A 14,847-nucleotide genomic window follows, 5' to 3' on the forward strand; every position below is an offset into this window, starting at 1 on the left:
GAGCTTGCGCTCATTGTTGAGTGGGGCGGCTTCGCCGCGGGCAGCTGCGCTGCTTGCTTTTCTGTGGGAGCGAGCCTGCTCGCGAAGGCGGCCCGCAGGTCAACCCGTTTCTATCGAATTCACGCGATCCAACCTATGGGCTGCCGGAGGCTGCGATCTTTTGATTTGCATGCTGTAAGCGCGAAACCGCCAGCCCCAAAACCTCAAAACGCAGACACAAAAACGCCCGGCATTACCCGGGCGTTCTGTATTGACTTGATTAACGAGCGCGGTAAGTGATCCGCCCTTTGCTCAAGTCATAGGGCGTCAGCTCGACGCGCACTTTGTCACCGGTAAGAATACGAATGTAGTTCTTGCGCATCTTGCCGGAAATATGCGCGGTTACGACGTGCCCATTTTCCAACTCCACACGAAACATGGTGTTGGGCAGGGTGTCGACGACAGTGCCTTCCATTTCGAAGCTGTCTTCTTTCGACATGCAGTAAAGCCCTCGGTATCCAATGAATGGCCCGGTGCAACTGCGCCAGGCAAAAGCGGCGTGCATTGTGCCCGAAAAATGGTGTTTACGCCAAGGGGTTTAGGCCGCAGGTTCAGTTCAGGATGACCCAGCGCTGATTGATCAGCAATTCGATGGGTCGATATTGCGTCTTGTAGTTCATCTTTTTGCAGTTCTTGATCCAGTAACCGAGGTACACGGCCTCAAGGCCCAGACGCTGGCTCTCGGCGATTTGCCAGAGGATTGCGTAACGGCCGAGGCTGCGGCGTTCTTCGTTCGGTTCGTAGAAGGTGTACACCGCCGACAGGCCGTTGGGCAGCAGATCGGTGACCGCCACCGCGAGCAACCGTCCGTCGAGTCGAAACTCGTAGAAGCGCGAGAAGGGCAGGTCACGCACCAGGAACGTCGAGAACTGATCACGGCTTGGCGGGTACATGTCGCCGTCGGCATGGCGCTGTTCGATGTAGCGCTGGTACAGGTCGAAATATTCTTCGCTGAAGTGCGGTTTGACCGGCTGCACCTGCAAATCCGCGTTGCGTTTGTAGATACGCTTCTGCTGGCGATTGGCGATGAACTGGGCGGAAGGAATGCGCGCAGGCACGCACGCATTGCAATTCTGGCAATGCGGCCGGTACAGATGATCGCCGCTGCGACGAAAGCCCATTTCCGACAGGTCTGCGTAGACATGCACATCCATGGGCTGACTCGGGTCGAGAAACAGCGTCGTGGCCTGCTCCTCGGGCAGATAACTGCAAGAGTGGGGCTGAGTGGCATAAAACTTCAAACGCGCCAACTCGGTCATGAATCAACCCTCGGGATAAGCTGGTGGATTAAGTGTAAGCCACCTGCGCAAAAGTCGCTCAGCAAACCCAGGTCGCCGAATTCGGTTGGTCGAGATGGCGCTGCAGATAGTCGGCGAATTCGCCCCGCGGAATGGATCGCGCACCGAGGCTGTGCAGGTGATCGGTCGGCATCTGGCAATCGATCAGCACGAACCCGGCGGCTTTCAAATGCTTCACCAGCGTGGCAAAGCCGTATTTGGACGCGTTGTCGGCACGGCTGAACATCGACTCGCCAAAAAACAGTTGGCCCATTGCCAGGCCATACAGGCCGCCGACCAGCTGTCCCTCGTCCCAGACCTCAACCGAATGAGCGAAACCGCGCCGATGCAATTCTACGTAAGCATCCTGCATGGCCTCGGTGATCCAGGTGCCGTCGGCGTAGTCACGCGGGGCAGCGCAGGCGCGGATGACGGCGTCGAAATCCTGATCGAAAGTCACTTGATAGCGTTGCTTGCGCAGCAGCTTGCCGAGACTGCGCGAGACGTGCAGTTCGTCGGGAAACAGCACGGTGCGAGGGTCTGGCGACCACCAGAGAATGGGTTGGCCTTCGGAGAACCAGGGAAAGCAGCCATGGCGATAGGCCTGGATCAGGCGGTCGGCGGACAGATCGCCGCCGGCGGCGAGCAATCCGTTCGGCTCGCGCATGGCTTTTTCCAGTGGTGGAAAGGTCAGGGAATTGCGTTGTAACCAAGTCAGCATGGCATCCAGGCTTGCAGAAGGGGAGGGCGGTCAGGGGGCGTGCAGGCCCCGCGAAAGAGTTTGCCGCGAAACGGCGCCGCTGTCCTGCACAGTTGTCTGGTGCAGCGAGCATTGAGCTGCAACTTGATGTGTCGCCCGTGGTCGTAAGCGTCGCCGTGTCGATGCTGTTGAGCATTCCTGTGAGCTCAATCCGGCCAGGTTCGCTACGTTCATCAAATACAGCTCATAAGCCTTTGTCACAAAAGGCAATGCATGCTCCAATTGCAAGGCGTTGCGTGTGCGATTGGCTATGCTCAAGGCTGGGGGCTGAAACATGGCGTCGGGCGCACAAACCCGTACAATGCCGGGTTGTGACGGTCTTTTCGCTGCGCACAGTGTTTATGGCTGTGTTTATAAAACCAGTGGCACAGTGTTAAAAGTAGTCCCAGTTGAGCTTTTCACCTTTTTTACCTGCCTGGATTGGGCAGTTTTTTATCGTCATTCAATAGATGGACGCGCCTCGGGCGCAGGAAAAGAAGCGTTTTGAAGAAGACCACCGAAGCACCCAAAACAGTCGTTCCGCTCTGGCGCCAGCAACTGCACTACCGGCTCAAGGAAGGTGCATTGATCGCCATCGGCGCCTTGTGCCTGTTCCTGATGATGGCTTTGCTGACTTACGGCAAGGACGACCCGGGTTGGAGCCATAACAGCAAGATCGACGATGTGCAGAACTTCGGCGGCCCGGCCGGCTCGTACAGCGCCGATATCCTGTTCATGGTGCTCGGTTACTTCGCCTATATTTTTCCGTTGCTGCTGGCGGTCAAGGCGTACCAGATCTTCCGTCAACGTCACGAGCCATGGCAGTGGAGCGGCTGGCTGTTTTCCTGGCGCCTGATCGGTCTGGTGTTCCTCGTGCTCTCCGGTGCTGCGCTGGCGCACATTCATTTCCATGCCGCGACCGGTCTGCCGGCCGGCGCTGGCGGTGCCCTGGGCGAAAGCCTTGGCGATCTGGCGAAGAATGCGCTGAACATTCAAGGCAGCACGCTGCTGTTCATCGCGCTGTTCCTGTTCGGCCTGACCGTATTCACCGACCTGTCGTGGTTCAAGGTGATGGACGTCACCGGCAAGATCACCCTCGATCTGTTCGAACTGTTCCAGGGCGCGCTCAACCGCTGGTGGTCGGCGCGCACCGAGCGCAAGCAACTGGTCGCGCAACTGCGTGAGGTTGATGACCGCGTCCACGATGTGGTCGCACCGACTGTCACCGACAAGCGTGAACAGGCCAAGGTCAAGGAACGCCTGATCGAGCGTGAGCAAGCGCTGAGCAAGCACATGTCCGACCGCGAGAAGCAGGTGCCACCGGTGATCGCGCCGGCACCGGCCAAGGCCCCAGAGCCGAGCAAGCGCGTACAGAAAGAGAAGCAGGCGCCGTTGTTCGTCGACAGCGCGGTCGAAGGCACCTTGCCGCCGATCTCCATTCTTGATCCTGCGGAAAAGAAACAGCTCAACTATTCGCCTGAATCCTTGGCAGCGGTCGGCCACTTGCTGGAAATCAAGCTCAAGGAATTCGGCGTCGAAGTCACCGTTGACTCTATCCACCCGGGCCCGGTGATTACCCGTTACGAAATCCAGCCTGCCGCCGGGGTAAAAGTCAGCCGTATCGCCAACCTGGCGAAAGACCTGGCGCGTTCGCTGGCGGTGACCAGTGTGCGGGTCGTCGAGGTGATTCCGGGCAAGACCACCGTCGGTATCGAGATTCCCAACGAAGACCGCCAGATCGTGCGTTTCTCCGAGGTGCTGTCGACCCCCGAGTACGACAACTTCAAATCGCCGGTCACCCTGGCGCTCGGTCATGACATCGGCGGCAAGCCGGTCATCACTGACCTGGCGAAGATGCCGCACTTGCTGGTGGCCGGTACCACCGGTTCCGGTAAGTCGGTGGGCGTGAACGCGATGATCCTGTCGATCCTGTTCAAGTCCGGGCCTGACGACGCCAAGCTGATCATGATCGACCCGAAAATGCTTGAGCTGTCGATCTACGAAGGCATTCCGCACCTGCTCTGTCCGGTTGTGACCGACATGAAGGACGCTGCCAACGCCTTGCGCTGGAGCGTTGCCGAGATGGAGCGTCGCTACAAGCTGATGGCGAAAATGGGCGTGCGTAACCTGTCCGGCTTCAACGCCAAGGTCAAGGAAGCCCAGGATGCCGGCGAGCCGTTGAGCGATCCGCTGTACAAGCGCGAAAGCATTCATGACGAAGCGCCGCTGCTGCAGAAACTGCCGACCATCGTCGTAGTGGTGGACGAATTCGCCGACATGATGATGATCGTCGGCAAGAAGGTTGAAGAACTGATCGCCCGTATTGCGCAAAAGGCGCGTGCAGCAGGGATTCACTTGATTCTCGCGACCCAGCGCCCGTCGGTGGACGTGATCACCGGTCTGATCAAGGCCAACATCCCGACCCGTATGGCGTTTCAGGTATCGAGCAAGATCGACTCGCGGACCATCATCGATCAGGGTGGCGCCGAGCAACTGCTCGGTCACGGTGACATGCTCTACATGCCGCCGGGCACCAGTCTGCCGATCCGCGTCCACGGCGCATTCGTCTCCGACGATGAGGTTCACCGCGTGGTCGAAGCGTGGAAGCTGCGCGGCGCGCCGGAATACAACGACGATATCCTCAACGGTGTCGAAGAGGCAGGCAGCGGCTTTGAAGGCAGTAGCGGTGGTGGTGACGGTGATGATCCGGAAGCCGACGCGCTGTATGACGAAGCGGTGCAGTTCGTCCTCGAAAGCCGTCGCGCGTCGATTTCCGCTGTGCAGCGCAAGCTGAAGATCGGCTACAACCGCGCCGCGCGGATGATCGAGGCGATGGAGATGGCCGGCGTTGTTACCTCAATGAACACCAACGGTTCGCGTGAAGTCCTGGCCCCGGGCCCGGTACGCGACTGAAACGCAACGACGCGGGTGGCGCAATGACGCACCACCCGCTCTCCCACGATTATTCAAGAGGACTCTCATGCGCCTTATCCGCATGCTGTTGCCAGTACTGGCGCTGACCACACTCACGGCCCACGCCGATGAAAAGGACGTGGCGCGTCTGACCCAATTGCTCGAAACATCGAAAACCCTGTCGGCGAACTTTTCGCAGTTGACCCTCGACGGCACCGGCACCCAGTTGCAGGAAACCACCGGCAACATGACCCTGCAGCGTCCGGGCCTGTTCTACTGGCACACCAACGCGCCGGCCGAGCAGACCATGGTCTCCGACGGCAAGAAAGTCACCCTGTGGGACCCGGATCTGGAGCAGGCAACCATCAAGAAGCTCGACGAGCGCCTGACCCAGACGCCAGCGCTGTTGCTGTCCGGTGATGTCTCGAAAATCAGCCAGAGCTTCGATATCAGCGCGAAAGAGGCGGGCGGCGTGATCGACTTCACTCTCAAGCCGAAAACCAAGGACACCCTGTTCGACAACCTGCGCCTGTCGTTCCGCAACGGCCTGCTCAATGACATGCAACTGATTGACAGCGTCGGCCAGCGCACCAATATCCTGTTTACCGGGGTCAAGGCCAACGAAGCGGTGCCAGCGTCCAAGTTCAAATTCGACATTCCCAAGGGTGCCGACGTTATCCAGGAATAAACACCGGCCCTTTGTGTCAGGGCCTTTGTGGTGAGGGCCTGCTATTGAGGGGCTATTGTGGCGAGGGGATTTATACCAGTCCGGCTGCGCAGCAGTCGTCGCTTTTGGGGCCGCTTCGCAGCCCAACGTGGATAAATCCCCTCACCACAGGTTCTTCAGCAGATTTCAGAAAATCAGAGGTTTCAACGCTACGTGATGGATCTGTTTCGCAGTGCACCGATTGCCCAACCCTTGGCCGCGCGTTTGCGTGCGGCCAATCTGGATGAGTACGTCGGTCAGGAACACGTGCTCGCTCGCGGCAAGCCTCTGCGTGAGGCGCTGGAGCAGGGCGCGCTGCATTCGATGATCTTCTGGGGACCGCCGGGCGTGGGCAAGACCACCTTGGCGCGCTTGCTCGCAGAAGTCTCCGATGCGCACTTCGAGACGGTTTCGGCGGTGCTCGCCGGGGTCAAGGAAATCCGCCAGGCCGTTGAAATTGCCAAGCAGCAGGCCGGCCAGTACGGCAAGCGCACGATCTTGTTTGTCGATGAAGTGCACCGTTTCAACAAGTCGCAGCAGGACGCGTTTCTGCCCTACGTTGAAGACGGCACGCTGATCTTCATCGGCGCCACCACCGAAAACCCTTCGTTCGAACTGAACAACGCTTTGTTATCGCGTGCCCGCGTCTACGTGCTGAAAAGCCTCGACGAAGCGGCGCTGCGCAAACTGGTGCATCGGGCTTTGACCGAAGAGCGCGGGCTGGGCAAGCGCAACCTGACCCTGAGCGATGAAGGCTTCCAGATGCTGCTGTCGGCCGCCGATGGCGATGGCCGGCGTCTGCTCAATCTGCTGGAAAACGCCTCCGATCTGGCCGAAGACAACAGCGAAATCGGCATCGACCTGCTGCAAAGCCTGCTCGGCGACACCCGTCGGCGTTTCGACAAGGGCGGTGAAGCGTTCTACGACCAGATCTCGGCCTTGCACAAATCGGTGCGCGGCTCCAACCCTGACGGCGCGTTGTACTGGTTTGCGCGGATGATCGACGGCGGCTGCGATCCGCTTTATCTGGCCCGCCGCGTGGTGCGCATGGCCAGCGAAGACATCGGCAATGCCGATCCGCGTGCGCTGAGCCTGTGCCTGGCGGCGTGGGAAGTGCAGGAGCGTCTCGGCAGCCCCGAGGGCGAATTGGCAGTCGCCCAGGCCATTACTTATCTGGCCTGCGCACCGAAAAGCAATGCGGTGTACATGGGCTTCAAAACCGCGCTGCGCGCAGCGGCTGAGAACGGCTCGCTGGAAGTCCCGCTGCATTTGCGCAATGCACCGACCAAGCTGATGAAGCAATTGGGTTATGGCGACGAATACCGCTACGCCCACGACGAGCCGGACGCCTATGCCGCCGGCGAAGACTATTTTCCGGAAGAACTCGAGCCGATTCCGTTCTATCAGCCAGTGCCCCGTGGCCTGGAGTTGAAGATCGGCGAGAAGCTCAATCACCTCGCTCAGCTCGATCGTCTGAGCCCTCGGCAGCGGAGAAAATAGTGCTTCCATTGATCCTTGCAGTGTCGGTCGGCGGTGTTGCCGGCACCTTGTTGCGCTTCGCCACCGGTAATTGGGTCAGCGCCAATTGGCCGCGGCACTTCTATACCGCGACGCTGGCCGTTAATATCGTGGGCTGCCTGCTGATTGGCGTGTTGTACGGCCTGTTTCTGATACGCCCGGAGGTGCCGATCGAAGTACGCGCCGGGTTGATGGTCGGCTTCCTCGGGGGGCTGACGACTTTTTCATCCTTTTCACTGGATACGGTGCGCCTGCTGGAAAGCGGGCAAGTGTTGCTGGCCCTGGGCTATGCCGCACTCAGCGTATTCGGCGGGCTGCTCGCGACGTGGGCCGGCCTGTCCCTGACCAAACTTTGATAACGAGAAACCGACATGCTCGATTCCAAACTGTTACGTAGCAACCTTCAGGACGTAGCGGACCGCCTGGCTTCCCGTGGCTTTGCCCTGGACACCGCGCGCATCGAAGCGCTGGAAGAACAGCGCAAGACCGTCCAGACCCGCACTGAAGCACTGCAGGCTGAGCGTAACGCGCGTTCCAAATCCATCGGGCAGGCCAAGCAGCGTGGCGAAGACATCGCGCCGCTGATGGCGGACGTCGAGCGCATGGCGGGCGAGCTGAGCGCTGGCAAGGTCGAGCTGGATGCGATCCAGACCGAACTCGATTCGATCCTGCTCGGTATCCCGAACCTGCCGCACGAGTCGGTTCCGGTCGGCAAGGACGAAGACGACAACGTCGAAGTGCGCCGCTGGGGCACGCCGACTCAGTTCGATTTCGAAGTCAAAGACCACGTTGCCCTCGGCGAAAAGTTCGGCTGGCTGGACTTTGAAACCGCCGCCAAGCTGTCCGGCGCGCGCTTTGCGCTGTTGCGTGGCCCGATCGCGCGGCTGCATCGCGCACTGGCGCAGTTCATGATCAACCTGCATGTCACCGAACATGGCTACGAAGAGGCTTACACGCCTTATCTGGTTCAGGCTCCGGCGCTGCAAGGCACCGGCCAGTTGCCAAAGTTCGAAGAGGATCTGTTCAAGATTGCCCGCGAAGGCGAAGCCGATCTGTACCTGATCCCGACTGCCGAAGTGTCGCTGACCAACATCGTTGCCGGCGAAATCGTCGATTCGAAACTGCTGCCGATCAAGTTCGTCGCCCATACCCCATGCTTCCGCAGCGAAGCCGGTGCGTCGGGCCGCGACACGCGTGGCATGATCCGCCAGCACCAGTTCGACAAAGTCGAAATGGTCCAGATCGTCGAGCCATCGCAATCGATGGAAGCGCTGGAAGGCCTGACCGCCAACGCTGAAAAAGTCCTGCAGCTGCTCGGTCTGCCTTACCGCACCCTGGCGCTGTGCACCGGCGACATGGGCTTCAGCGCGGTCAAGACCTACGATCTGGAAGTGTGGATTCCGAGCCAGGACAAATACCGCGAAATCTCCTCGTGCTCCAACTGCGGCGATTTCCAGGCGCGTCGCATGCAGGCGCGTTTCCGCAACCCGGAAACTGGCAAGCCCGAGCTGGTGCACACCTTGAACGGTTCCGGCCTGGCGGTCGGTCGTACTCTGGTTGCCGTGCTGGAAAACTACCAGCAGGCCGACGGTTCTATCCGCGTACCGGACGTGCTCAAGCCGTACATGGGTGGCCTCGAGGTCATCGGCTAAATGAAATATCTGCCGCTGTTTCACAACCTGCGCGGCAGTCGTGTGTTGGTTGTCGGTGGGGGGGAAATTGCCTTGCGCAAATCCCGCCTGCTGGCCGATGCCGGTGCGCTGCTGCGGGTGGTCGCACCTGAAATCGAAACGCAACTGGCTGAACTGGTCGCTGCCAGCGGCGGTGAATGCCTGTTGCGCGGTTACGCCGAAACGGATCTGGACGGTTGCGGGCTGATCATTGCCGCTACCGACGACGAAACGCTCAACGCGCAAGTCTCCACCGACGCCCACCGTCGTTGCGTGCCGGTCAACGTGGTCGATGCGCCGGCCTTGTGCAGCGTGATCTTCCCGGCGATCGTCGATCGCTCGCCGTTGATCATCGCCGTGTCCAGCGGCGGCGATGCGCCGGTACTGGCGCGCCTGATCCGCGCGAAAATCGAAACCTGGATTCCTTCGACTTACGGTCAGTTGGCTGGATTGGCTGCGCGTTTTCGCAATCAGGTGAAAAACCTGTTTCCGGATGTTCAGCAGCGTCGCGGCTTCTGGGAAGACGTTTTCCAAGGCCCGATTGCCGATCGTCAACTGGCCGGGCAGGGCGCTGAAGCCGAGCGCCTGTTGCAGGCCAAGGTCGATGGCGAGCCCATGGTCACCACTGGCGAGGTTTATCTGGTCGGTGCCGGCCCCGGTGATCCGGATCTGTTGACCTTCCGCGCACTGCGCCTGATGCAGCAAGCCGATGTGGTGCTCTATGACCGCCTGGTGGCGCCGGCGATTCTCGAGTTGTGCCGTCGCGATGCCGAGCGGGTGTATGTCGGCAAGCGTCGCTCCGAACACGCCGTGCCGCAGGATCAGATCAACCAGCAACTGGTCGATCTGGCCAAGGCCGGCAAGCGTGTGGTGCGGTTGAAGGGCGGCGATCCGTTTATCTTCGGCCGCGGTGGCGAAGAGATCGAAGAGCTGGCGGCCCACGGTATTCCATTCCAGGTAGTGCCGGGCATTACGGCGGCCAGCGGTTGCGCGGCTTATGCGGGGATTCCGCTGACCCACCGTGACCATGCGCAGTCCGTGCGGTTTGTCACTGGCCACTTGAAGGATGGTTCCACCGATCTGCCATGGGCCGATCTTGTCGCCCCGGCGCAGACGCTGGTGTTTTACATGGGCCTGGTGGGTTTGCCGATCATCTGTGAACAGTTGATCAAGCATGGTCGCGCGGCGGATACCCCGGCGGCGTTGATTCAGCAGGGCACTACAGTCAATCAGCGGGTTTTCACCGGCACGCTGGCGGATCTTCCGCGAATGGTGGCGGAGCATGAAGTGCATGCACCGACCTTGGTGATCGTCGGCGAAGTGGTACAACTTCGCGAGAAGCTGGCGTGGTTTGAAGGGGCGCAGGCGCAGGTCTAAACACCGCGTCGTTCCCTTCGCGAGCAGGCTCGCTCCCACATTGGATCTGTGTCATGCACAAATCCGGTGTGGGAGCGAGCCTGCTCGCGAACGGGGTCTCGAAAACACCGAGCTAATCAACCCCGGCGCCAAACCCCTTTCCCGATCAACCGCTCGCGATCATGCGCTACGCTGAAATCCTGCTGCGGCCCCTTCGGCACCACGCCGGTCGGGTTGATGGTCTTGTGGCTGCCATAGTAGTGATGCTTGATGTGCTGGAAATCCACGGTTTCGGCAATTCCCGACCACTGATACATCTCGCGCAGCCAGTTCGACAGGTTCGGGTAATCGGCAATCCGCCTAAGGTTGCACTTGAAGTGCCCGTGATACACCGCGTCAAAGCGAATCATCGTGGTAAACAGGCGCACGTCGGCCTCGGTCAGGTATTCCCCGCTCAGGTAGCGATTGGCACCCAGCAGTTGCTCCAGATGATCCAGTTCGGCGAAGACTTCATCGAACGCCTGTTCGTATGCCTGTTGCGAGGTGGCGAATCCGGCACGATAGACACCGTTGTTCACCGCCGGGTAGATCCGCTCGTTCAGCGCATCGATCTCGTTGCGTAGCGGCGCCGGATAAAAGTCCAGATCGTTACCAGTGAGCCCGTCGAAGGCGCTGTTGAACATGCGGATGATTTCCGCCGATTCATTGCTGACAATGCGCTTGAGTTTCTTGTCCCACAGCACTGGCACCGTCACGCGCCCGGTGTAATCAGGCGTGTCAGCGGTGTAGCGCTGATGCATGAAGTCGAAGCCATCGAGTTTGTCGCCGGTCGAGCCGAGCGCTTTGTCGAAAGTCCAGCCGTTCTCCAGCATCAGCCAGCTGACCACCGACACGTCGATCAGACTTTCCAGCCCTTTGAGTTTGCGCAGGATCAGCGTGCGATGCGCCCAAGGGCAGGCGAGGGAAACATAGAGGTGATAGCGCCCGGCTTCGGCAGTGAAACCGCCTTCACCGCTGGGGCCTGGCTGACCGTCGGCGGTCACCCAGTTGCGGCGTTGCGCTTGTTCGCGCTGGAACGCGCCGTCCTTGCTGCTTTCGTACCACTTGTCCTGCCAGTGGCCGTCGACGAGTAAACCCATGATCAAGACTCCCAAAACCAATATTCGTTGGAGTCGAGTCTATTCCGATGAGTTCGAACAAAAAGCGCAAAGATCGGGCGCTAATGATCGGTTAGATCGATGTGTTACGCGCCGCCCAATACTGTTCTGCGGTTGCGAAGGCCTGTTCGCGATTCTGACCGAGACCGCGCAGGGCGAGGGCCATGGTCGCAATCAAAGCCATTTGCGGGTAACTGTCGACCACATCGCCACGCCACACGGCTTTCAAGTGCTCGATGTCCAGCGAGGCGGGTTTGACATGGCGCTGCGCTGACAGCTGCGGCCATTCTTCATCCCAGCTCTGACCGCCGCTGGTGCCATAAAGGTGGCTGGTGGCGTCGGGGTTGATCTCGATTTCACCGCCATCGCCCTTGACCACAATTGCCGTGTCGCCGAGCAAGCCGCTGGCATCGCGATGCACCGCCTGATAGCCCGGGTGGAAAATGCTTTGCAGGCCACAACGTGCGCCGAGCGGATTGAGAATCCGCGCCAGCGAGTGGATCGGCGACCGCAGGCCCAGGGTATTGCGCAGGTCGATCATCTTTTGCAACTGTGGCGCCCAGTCCACCAGCGGCATAAACGCCAGGCCGCCGTTGTCCAGTACCGCGCCGACCTGCTGCCAATTGCGGCACAGGGGAATGTTCAGTTCGCCCAGCAGTTGTTCGCTGTATAGACGCCCGGCCGTGTGCGCGCCGCCGCCATGCATGAAGATGCGTACGCCGTTTTGCGCCAGGCACTTGGCCGCCAGCAGATACCACGGCAGGTGGCGTTTTTTGCCGGCGTAGGTCGGCCAGTCCAGGTCGACATTCAATGCGGGCGCGTGCAAGCGTGCGCGCAGGGCTTCGGTGAAACCGGCCATTTCCTCGGCACTTTCTTCCTTGTGCCGCAGCAACATCAGGAAGGCACCCAGTTGCGTATCTTCGACCTTGTCATCGAGCACCATGCCCATGGCCTCGCGGGCTTCCTCGCGCGTCAGGTCGCGGGCGCCGCGCTTGCCCTTGCCGAGAATGCGCACGAATTGCGCGAACGGGTGCTCGGCAGGCGTTTCGAGGGTCAATGCTGGAAAGTCGTTCATAGGCAATTCGTCGGTTTGGGCAGGCCCGCCAGTTTCGCGGCGAGTTTGGCAGGGGTGCCTTTGAACAGTCGGTTCAGGTGCAGGCTGTTGCCTTTGTCGGCGCCGAGTTTCAACGCGGTGTACTTGATCAGCGGACGCGTGGCCGGCGATAGCTGGAATTCGGCGTAGAAGCTACGCAGAAGCTCAAGGACTTCCCAGTGTTCGGGCGTCAACTCGATGTCTTCGGCGGCGGCGAGGGCGCTGGCGACTTCAGCCGACCAGTCGCTGAGGTCAACGAGAAAGCCGTCCTTGTCCAGTTCGATGGCGCGGGCGCCGACGGTCATTGAATTCATAGCCAGCTGTTGACCTTGGCGTGATGGATCGACAGTTCGACGAAGGCCGGGTAGTCAATGGCCTCGGCCCAGTCTGGAACCTCGATCGCACGCGCCTGTGCGTCCTCAACCAATACGAACAGATTGATTGGTCGCTCTTGCAGAGCAGCGAACGGCGCAGTGTCCGGTTGCATCGCATACACCGCATCGCCGGACAACAACACAGCGTCGGCGCTGCCGAGCAGGCGCAGACAACTGCTCAGACGATCGTCGCCGAACGGGGAATGAGACAACACATGCAAAGTCGACATCAGAGGGTGATCACCTGATCGTAACGGTCAATAAGGGCGGTGATGTGTTCAGCAGCAAGCGGCTGCGCTTCGTCCAGCGACAGGTTGCCAAGACCGCGAGCATTGGCGCTTTCGGCGCAATAGAACAGCTCTTCGACACCAAACATCGGCAGCGCCTGCAGATTGGCGCTGAGGTCTTTCTGCTGCAAGGCCCTGGCGTTCTGCCCAGCGGCCAGTTGCAGCACGCCGTCATCGAGAAACAGCAAACCGATCGGCAGATCAAAGGCGCCACCGGCGAGCACGATATCCAGCGCTTCCCGCGCGCCGGGGCCGGACCAAGGCGATTGGCGGCTGATGATCAACAGCGATTTGGCCATGTTCAAGCGCCTCCGAAACAGATGAGCCGATCAGCGTCCTGCACGGCGTCGTGCAATTGACCCAGACCGGACAATTCCCACGGCGTGCTGAGCGAAATCGCTTCACGCTGGTAACGCTTGGCTTCTTCTTCGTTCAACACACCACGGCGCAGAGCGGCGGCGATGCAGACCACGCCGTCAAGTTGCTTTTCGTTGATAAAGGCGCGCCATTGCTTGGGCACGTCCAGTTCATCCTGCGGGGTCACCACCGCATCGGAGGCGTTGAACACGCCGTCCTGATAGAAGAACAGCCGAACAATCTCATGGCCGCCGGCCAGCGCGGCCTGGGCAAACAGCAAGGCACGGCGCGAGGAGGGCGCATGGGCGGCGGAAAACAGCGCGATGGCGAACTTCATGATGGACTCGATCAGCGAAACTGCGGCCATGATAAAGCTTTATTGCGACAGCCGCGAAACCCGAGTTTTACGCAGATACCTTTGTAGGAGCTGCCGAAGGCTGCGATCTTTTGATTTTGAAAAGCAAAATCAAAAGATCGCAGCCTTCGGCAGCTCCTACATCGATTACGGGGTGATGCCGTAAAGCTCGCAATACTCGATCCAGCCCATCCCCGCCATTTCCGCCACTTCCCGATGCACTTCCAGCCGTTGCGCCTGATATTCCTCGGGCGAAGCAGCGGTCAACTGCAACGTCAGCTCCCAGGCGAACAACCTCTGTCTCTCCGCTTCTTCCTCAAACGCCTCATGCAAGCGTTCTTCGCGATACTGCGCCTGGGTTTCGCCCTTGGCCTGAGCCAGCAGCGGGTTGAGATGGTCGAGGGTTTCACGTAGTTCGGGTCGCGCATCGAGAAACAGTTTCAAAGCCTGTTCATGTCGCTGGTCGCTAGGCGCCATGTAATTTCCTTGTGTGACTGATGACCATAGGGTGCCGCACCTGCTTGCGCATGTCGCGCATAAAAACAGTAAAGCAGAACGATTTGCCGCGTCGCAGTGCTACAGTCCGCTTTTTTCTCGATGAGCAAATGCAATGCGAATGCTGATGGTAGTGCTGGCGGCGGCCCTGTTGGCCGGGTGCGCCGGTTCGGTGATGAACGATGCTCGCAGCAAGAGCCCGGACAAGGTCCTGACCTCGGACAAGCCGGAGAAAGACGTCGCCCGGTGCGTGCAATTCGCCTGGCAGGACGAAGCGGTGTTTGGCGTCGACGCGGCGGCCTATCTGGAACCGCGCAAGTCCGGCGGCACTACGGTTTATACGCGTTCGGCAGAGTCGTTTGTCGATGTGATCACCGAAGCGTCAGGTACGACCTTGAACTATTACGCGCAGAAGAGTGATTTTGTCGCGATGCGGCGGATGGCGGCGATGGCGACCTGCCTGTGATTATGGGGTGAAGCGGTTGACGCTTTCGCGAGCAGGCTCGCTCCC

18 protein-coding genes are annotated in these 14,847 nt (G+C 60.0%); 8 read left to right on the top strand and 10 right to left on the bottom strand.

Features of this window, described 5'->3' with window-relative positions; all coding sequences use genetic code 11:
• Positions 1-279, top strand: a 279-nt coding sequence (locus D8U82_RS28260) for a hypothetical protein (RefSeq protein ID WP_206663103.1), incomplete at its 5' end; no start/stop codon positions are given.
• On the opposite strand, the gene infA is transcribed toward D8U82_RS28260, so the two are convergent.
• From infA to aat, 3 genes are all read right to left on the bottom strand, one after another.
• Positions 260-478, bottom strand: a complete 219-nt coding sequence (infA, locus tag D8U82_RS04375; RefSeq protein WP_002553999.1) for a translation initiation factor IF-1 — start codon at positions 476-478, stop codon at positions 260-262. The two genes, D8U82_RS28260 and infA, sit on opposite strands and share 20 nt — an antisense overlap.
• Positions 479-590: 112 nt before the next feature.
• Positions 591-1,298, bottom strand: a complete 708-nt coding sequence (locus tag D8U82_RS04380) for an arginyltransferase (protein WP_016775265.1) — start codon at positions 1,296-1,298, stop codon at positions 591-593.
• Positions 1,299-1,356: 58 nt separating this feature from the next.
• Complete coding sequence (gene aat / locus D8U82_RS04385; RefSeq protein WP_038861865.1) at positions 1,357-2,037, bottom strand: leucyl/phenylalanyl-tRNA--protein transferase; 681 nt, start codon at positions 2,035-2,037, stop codon at positions 1,357-1,359.
• A 522-nt stretch (positions 2,038-2,559) separates the two neighbouring features.
• Here aat and ftsK point away from each other — a divergent pair.
• The 6 genes from ftsK (at position 2,560) to cysG (ending at position 10,239) form a co-directional block, all read left to right on the top strand.
• Positions 2,560-4,968 carry a DNA translocase FtsK gene (gene ftsK, locus D8U82_RS04390; protein ID WP_041477069.1) on the top strand — a complete coding sequence of 803 codons (2,409 nt, stop codon included), beginning with the start codon at positions 2,560-2,562 and terminating at the stop codon, positions 4,966-4,968.
• 67 nt (positions 4,969-5,035) lie between these two features.
• Complete coding sequence (gene lolA / locus D8U82_RS04395) at positions 5,036-5,656, top strand: outer membrane lipoprotein chaperone LolA (protein WP_016775262.1); 621 nt, start codon at positions 5,036-5,038, stop codon at positions 5,654-5,656.
• A 195-nt stretch (positions 5,657-5,851) separates the two neighbouring features.
• Positions 5,852-7,174, top strand: a complete 1,323-nt coding sequence (locus D8U82_RS04400) for a replication-associated recombination protein A (protein ID WP_130901720.1) — start codon at positions 5,852-5,854, stop codon at positions 7,172-7,174.
• Entirely contained in the window at positions 7,174-7,548 is a 375-nt protein-coding gene (gene crcB, locus D8U82_RS04405) for a fluoride efflux transporter CrcB (protein WP_123442126.1), read from the top strand. The genes D8U82_RS04400 and crcB overlap by 1 nt, the downstream gene beginning before the upstream one ends.
• Positions 7,549-7,563: 15 nt before the next feature.
• Entirely contained in the window at positions 7,564-8,844 is a 1,281-nt protein-coding gene (gene serS, locus D8U82_RS04410) for a serine--tRNA ligase (RefSeq protein ID WP_024013408.1), read from the top strand.
• Positions 8,845-10,239: a siroheme synthase CysG gene (gene cysG / locus D8U82_RS04415; protein WP_041477064.1), complete on the top strand. Its 1,395-nt coding sequence runs from the start codon at positions 8,845-8,847 to the stop codon at positions 10,237-10,239.
• A 116-nt stretch (positions 10,240-10,355) separates the two neighbouring features.
• Here the strand turns inward: cysG and D8U82_RS04420 are convergent, their stop codons facing one another.
• The 7 genes from D8U82_RS04420 to D8U82_RS04455 all read right to left on the bottom strand — a co-directional run bounded on the left by D8U82_RS04420 (position 10,356) and on the right by D8U82_RS04455 (position 14,318).
• Positions 10,356-11,357 (bottom strand): glutathione S-transferase family protein, encoded by a 1,002-nt coding sequence (locus tag D8U82_RS04420; RefSeq protein ID WP_130901721.1) that lies wholly within the window; start codon positions 11,355-11,357, stop codon positions 10,356-10,358.
• A gap of 91 nt (positions 11,358-11,448) precedes the next feature.
• Positions 11,449-12,450: a glycosyl transferase family protein gene (locus D8U82_RS04425; protein WP_130901722.1), complete on the bottom strand. Its 1,002-nt coding sequence runs from the start codon at positions 12,448-12,450 to the stop codon at positions 11,449-11,451.
• Positions 12,447-12,782 (bottom strand): TusE/DsrC/DsvC family sulfur relay protein, encoded by a 336-nt coding sequence (locus D8U82_RS04430; protein ID WP_016770652.1) that lies wholly within the window; start codon positions 12,780-12,782, stop codon positions 12,447-12,449. Before D8U82_RS04430 ends, D8U82_RS04425 begins: the two co-directional genes overlap by 4 nt.
• On the bottom strand, positions 12,779-13,072 hold the full coding sequence (gene tusB, locus D8U82_RS04435; RefSeq protein ID WP_130888678.1) for a sulfurtransferase complex subunit TusB: 294 nt from the start codon (positions 13,070-13,072) through the stop codon (positions 12,779-12,781). Before tusB ends, D8U82_RS04430 begins: the two co-directional genes overlap by 4 nt.
• Positions 13,072-13,428 (bottom strand): sulfurtransferase complex subunit TusC, encoded by a 357-nt coding sequence (gene tusC, locus D8U82_RS04440; RefSeq protein WP_071172887.1) that lies wholly within the window; start codon positions 13,426-13,428, stop codon positions 13,072-13,074. The genes tusB and tusC overlap by 1 nt, the downstream gene beginning before the upstream one ends.
• A gap of 2 nt (positions 13,429-13,430) precedes the next feature.
• On the bottom strand, positions 13,431-13,823 hold the full coding sequence (gene tusD, locus D8U82_RS04445) for a sulfurtransferase complex subunit TusD (RefSeq protein ID WP_122691927.1): 393 nt from the start codon (positions 13,821-13,823) through the stop codon (positions 13,431-13,433).
• Between the two features lie 165 nt (positions 13,824-13,988).
• Entirely contained in the window at positions 13,989-14,318 is a 330-nt protein-coding gene (locus tag D8U82_RS04455) for a DUF6388 family protein (RefSeq protein ID WP_073471290.1), read from the bottom strand.
• 133 nt (positions 14,319-14,451) lie between these two features.
• On the opposite strand from D8U82_RS04455, the gene D8U82_RS04460 reads away from it, so the two are divergent.
• Positions 14,452-14,802: a hypothetical protein gene (locus D8U82_RS04460; RefSeq protein ID WP_130901723.1), complete on the top strand. Its 351-nt coding sequence runs from the start codon at positions 14,452-14,454 to the stop codon at positions 14,800-14,802.
• Positions 14,803-14,847 lie beyond the last annotated feature (45 nt).

Source organism: Pseudomonas sp. Sample_23, assembly GCF_004307595.1.
GTDB classification, from domain to species: Bacteria; Pseudomonadota; Gammaproteobacteria; order Pseudomonadales; family Pseudomonadaceae; genus Aquipseudomonas; species Aquipseudomonas atacamensis.

Coding starts and splice junctions, on each gene's coding strand:
- D8U82_RS04460 (WP_130901723.1), top strand. CDS start 14,452: ATGCGAATGCTGATGGTAGTGCTGGCGGCGGCCCTGTTGGCCGGGTGC.
- D8U82_RS04430 (WP_016770652.1), bottom strand. CDS start 12,782: ATGAATTCAATGACCGTCGGCGCCCGCGCCATCGAACTGGACAAGGAC.
- D8U82_RS04425 (WP_130901722.1), bottom strand. CDS start 12,450: ATGAACGACTTTCCAGCATTGACCCTCGAAACGCCTGCCGAGCACCCG.
- D8U82_RS04420 (WP_130901721.1), bottom strand. CDS start 11,357: ATGGGTTTACTCGTCGACGGCCACTGGCAGGACAAGTGGTACGAAAGC.
- tusD (WP_122691927.1), bottom strand. CDS start 13,823: ATGAAGTTCGCCATCGCGCTGTTTTCCGCCGCCCATGCGCCCTCCTCG.
- cysG (WP_041477064.1), top strand. CDS start 8,845: ATGAAATATCTGCCGCTGTTTCACAACCTGCGCGGCAGTCGTGTGTTG.
- D8U82_RS04400 (WP_130901720.1), top strand. CDS start 5,852: ATGGATCTGTTTCGCAGTGCACCGATTGCCCAACCCTTGGCCGCGCGT.
- D8U82_RS04455 (WP_073471290.1), bottom strand. CDS start 14,318: ATGGCGCCTAGCGACCAGCGACATGAACAGGCTTTGAAACTGTTTCTC.
- tusC (WP_071172887.1), bottom strand. CDS start 13,428: ATGGCCAAATCGCTGTTGATCATCAGCCGCCAATCGCCTTGGTCCGGC.
- D8U82_RS04380 (WP_016775265.1), bottom strand. CDS start 1,298: ATGACCGAGTTGGCGCGTTTGAAGTTTTATGCCACTCAGCCCCACTCT.
- infA (WP_002553999.1), bottom strand. CDS start 478: ATGTCGAAAGAAGACAGCTTCGAAATGGAAGGCACTGTCGTCGACACC.
- tusB (WP_130888678.1), bottom strand. CDS start 13,072: ATGTCGACTTTGCATGTGTTGTCTCATTCCCCGTTCGGCGACGATCGT.
- aat (WP_038861865.1), bottom strand. CDS start 2,037: ATGCTGACTTGGTTACAACGCAATTCCCTGACCTTTCCACCACTGGAA.
- serS (WP_024013408.1), top strand. CDS start 7,564: ATGCTCGATTCCAAACTGTTACGTAGCAACCTTCAGGACGTAGCGGAC.
- lolA (WP_016775262.1), top strand. CDS start 5,036: ATGCGCCTTATCCGCATGCTGTTGCCAGTACTGGCGCTGACCACACTC.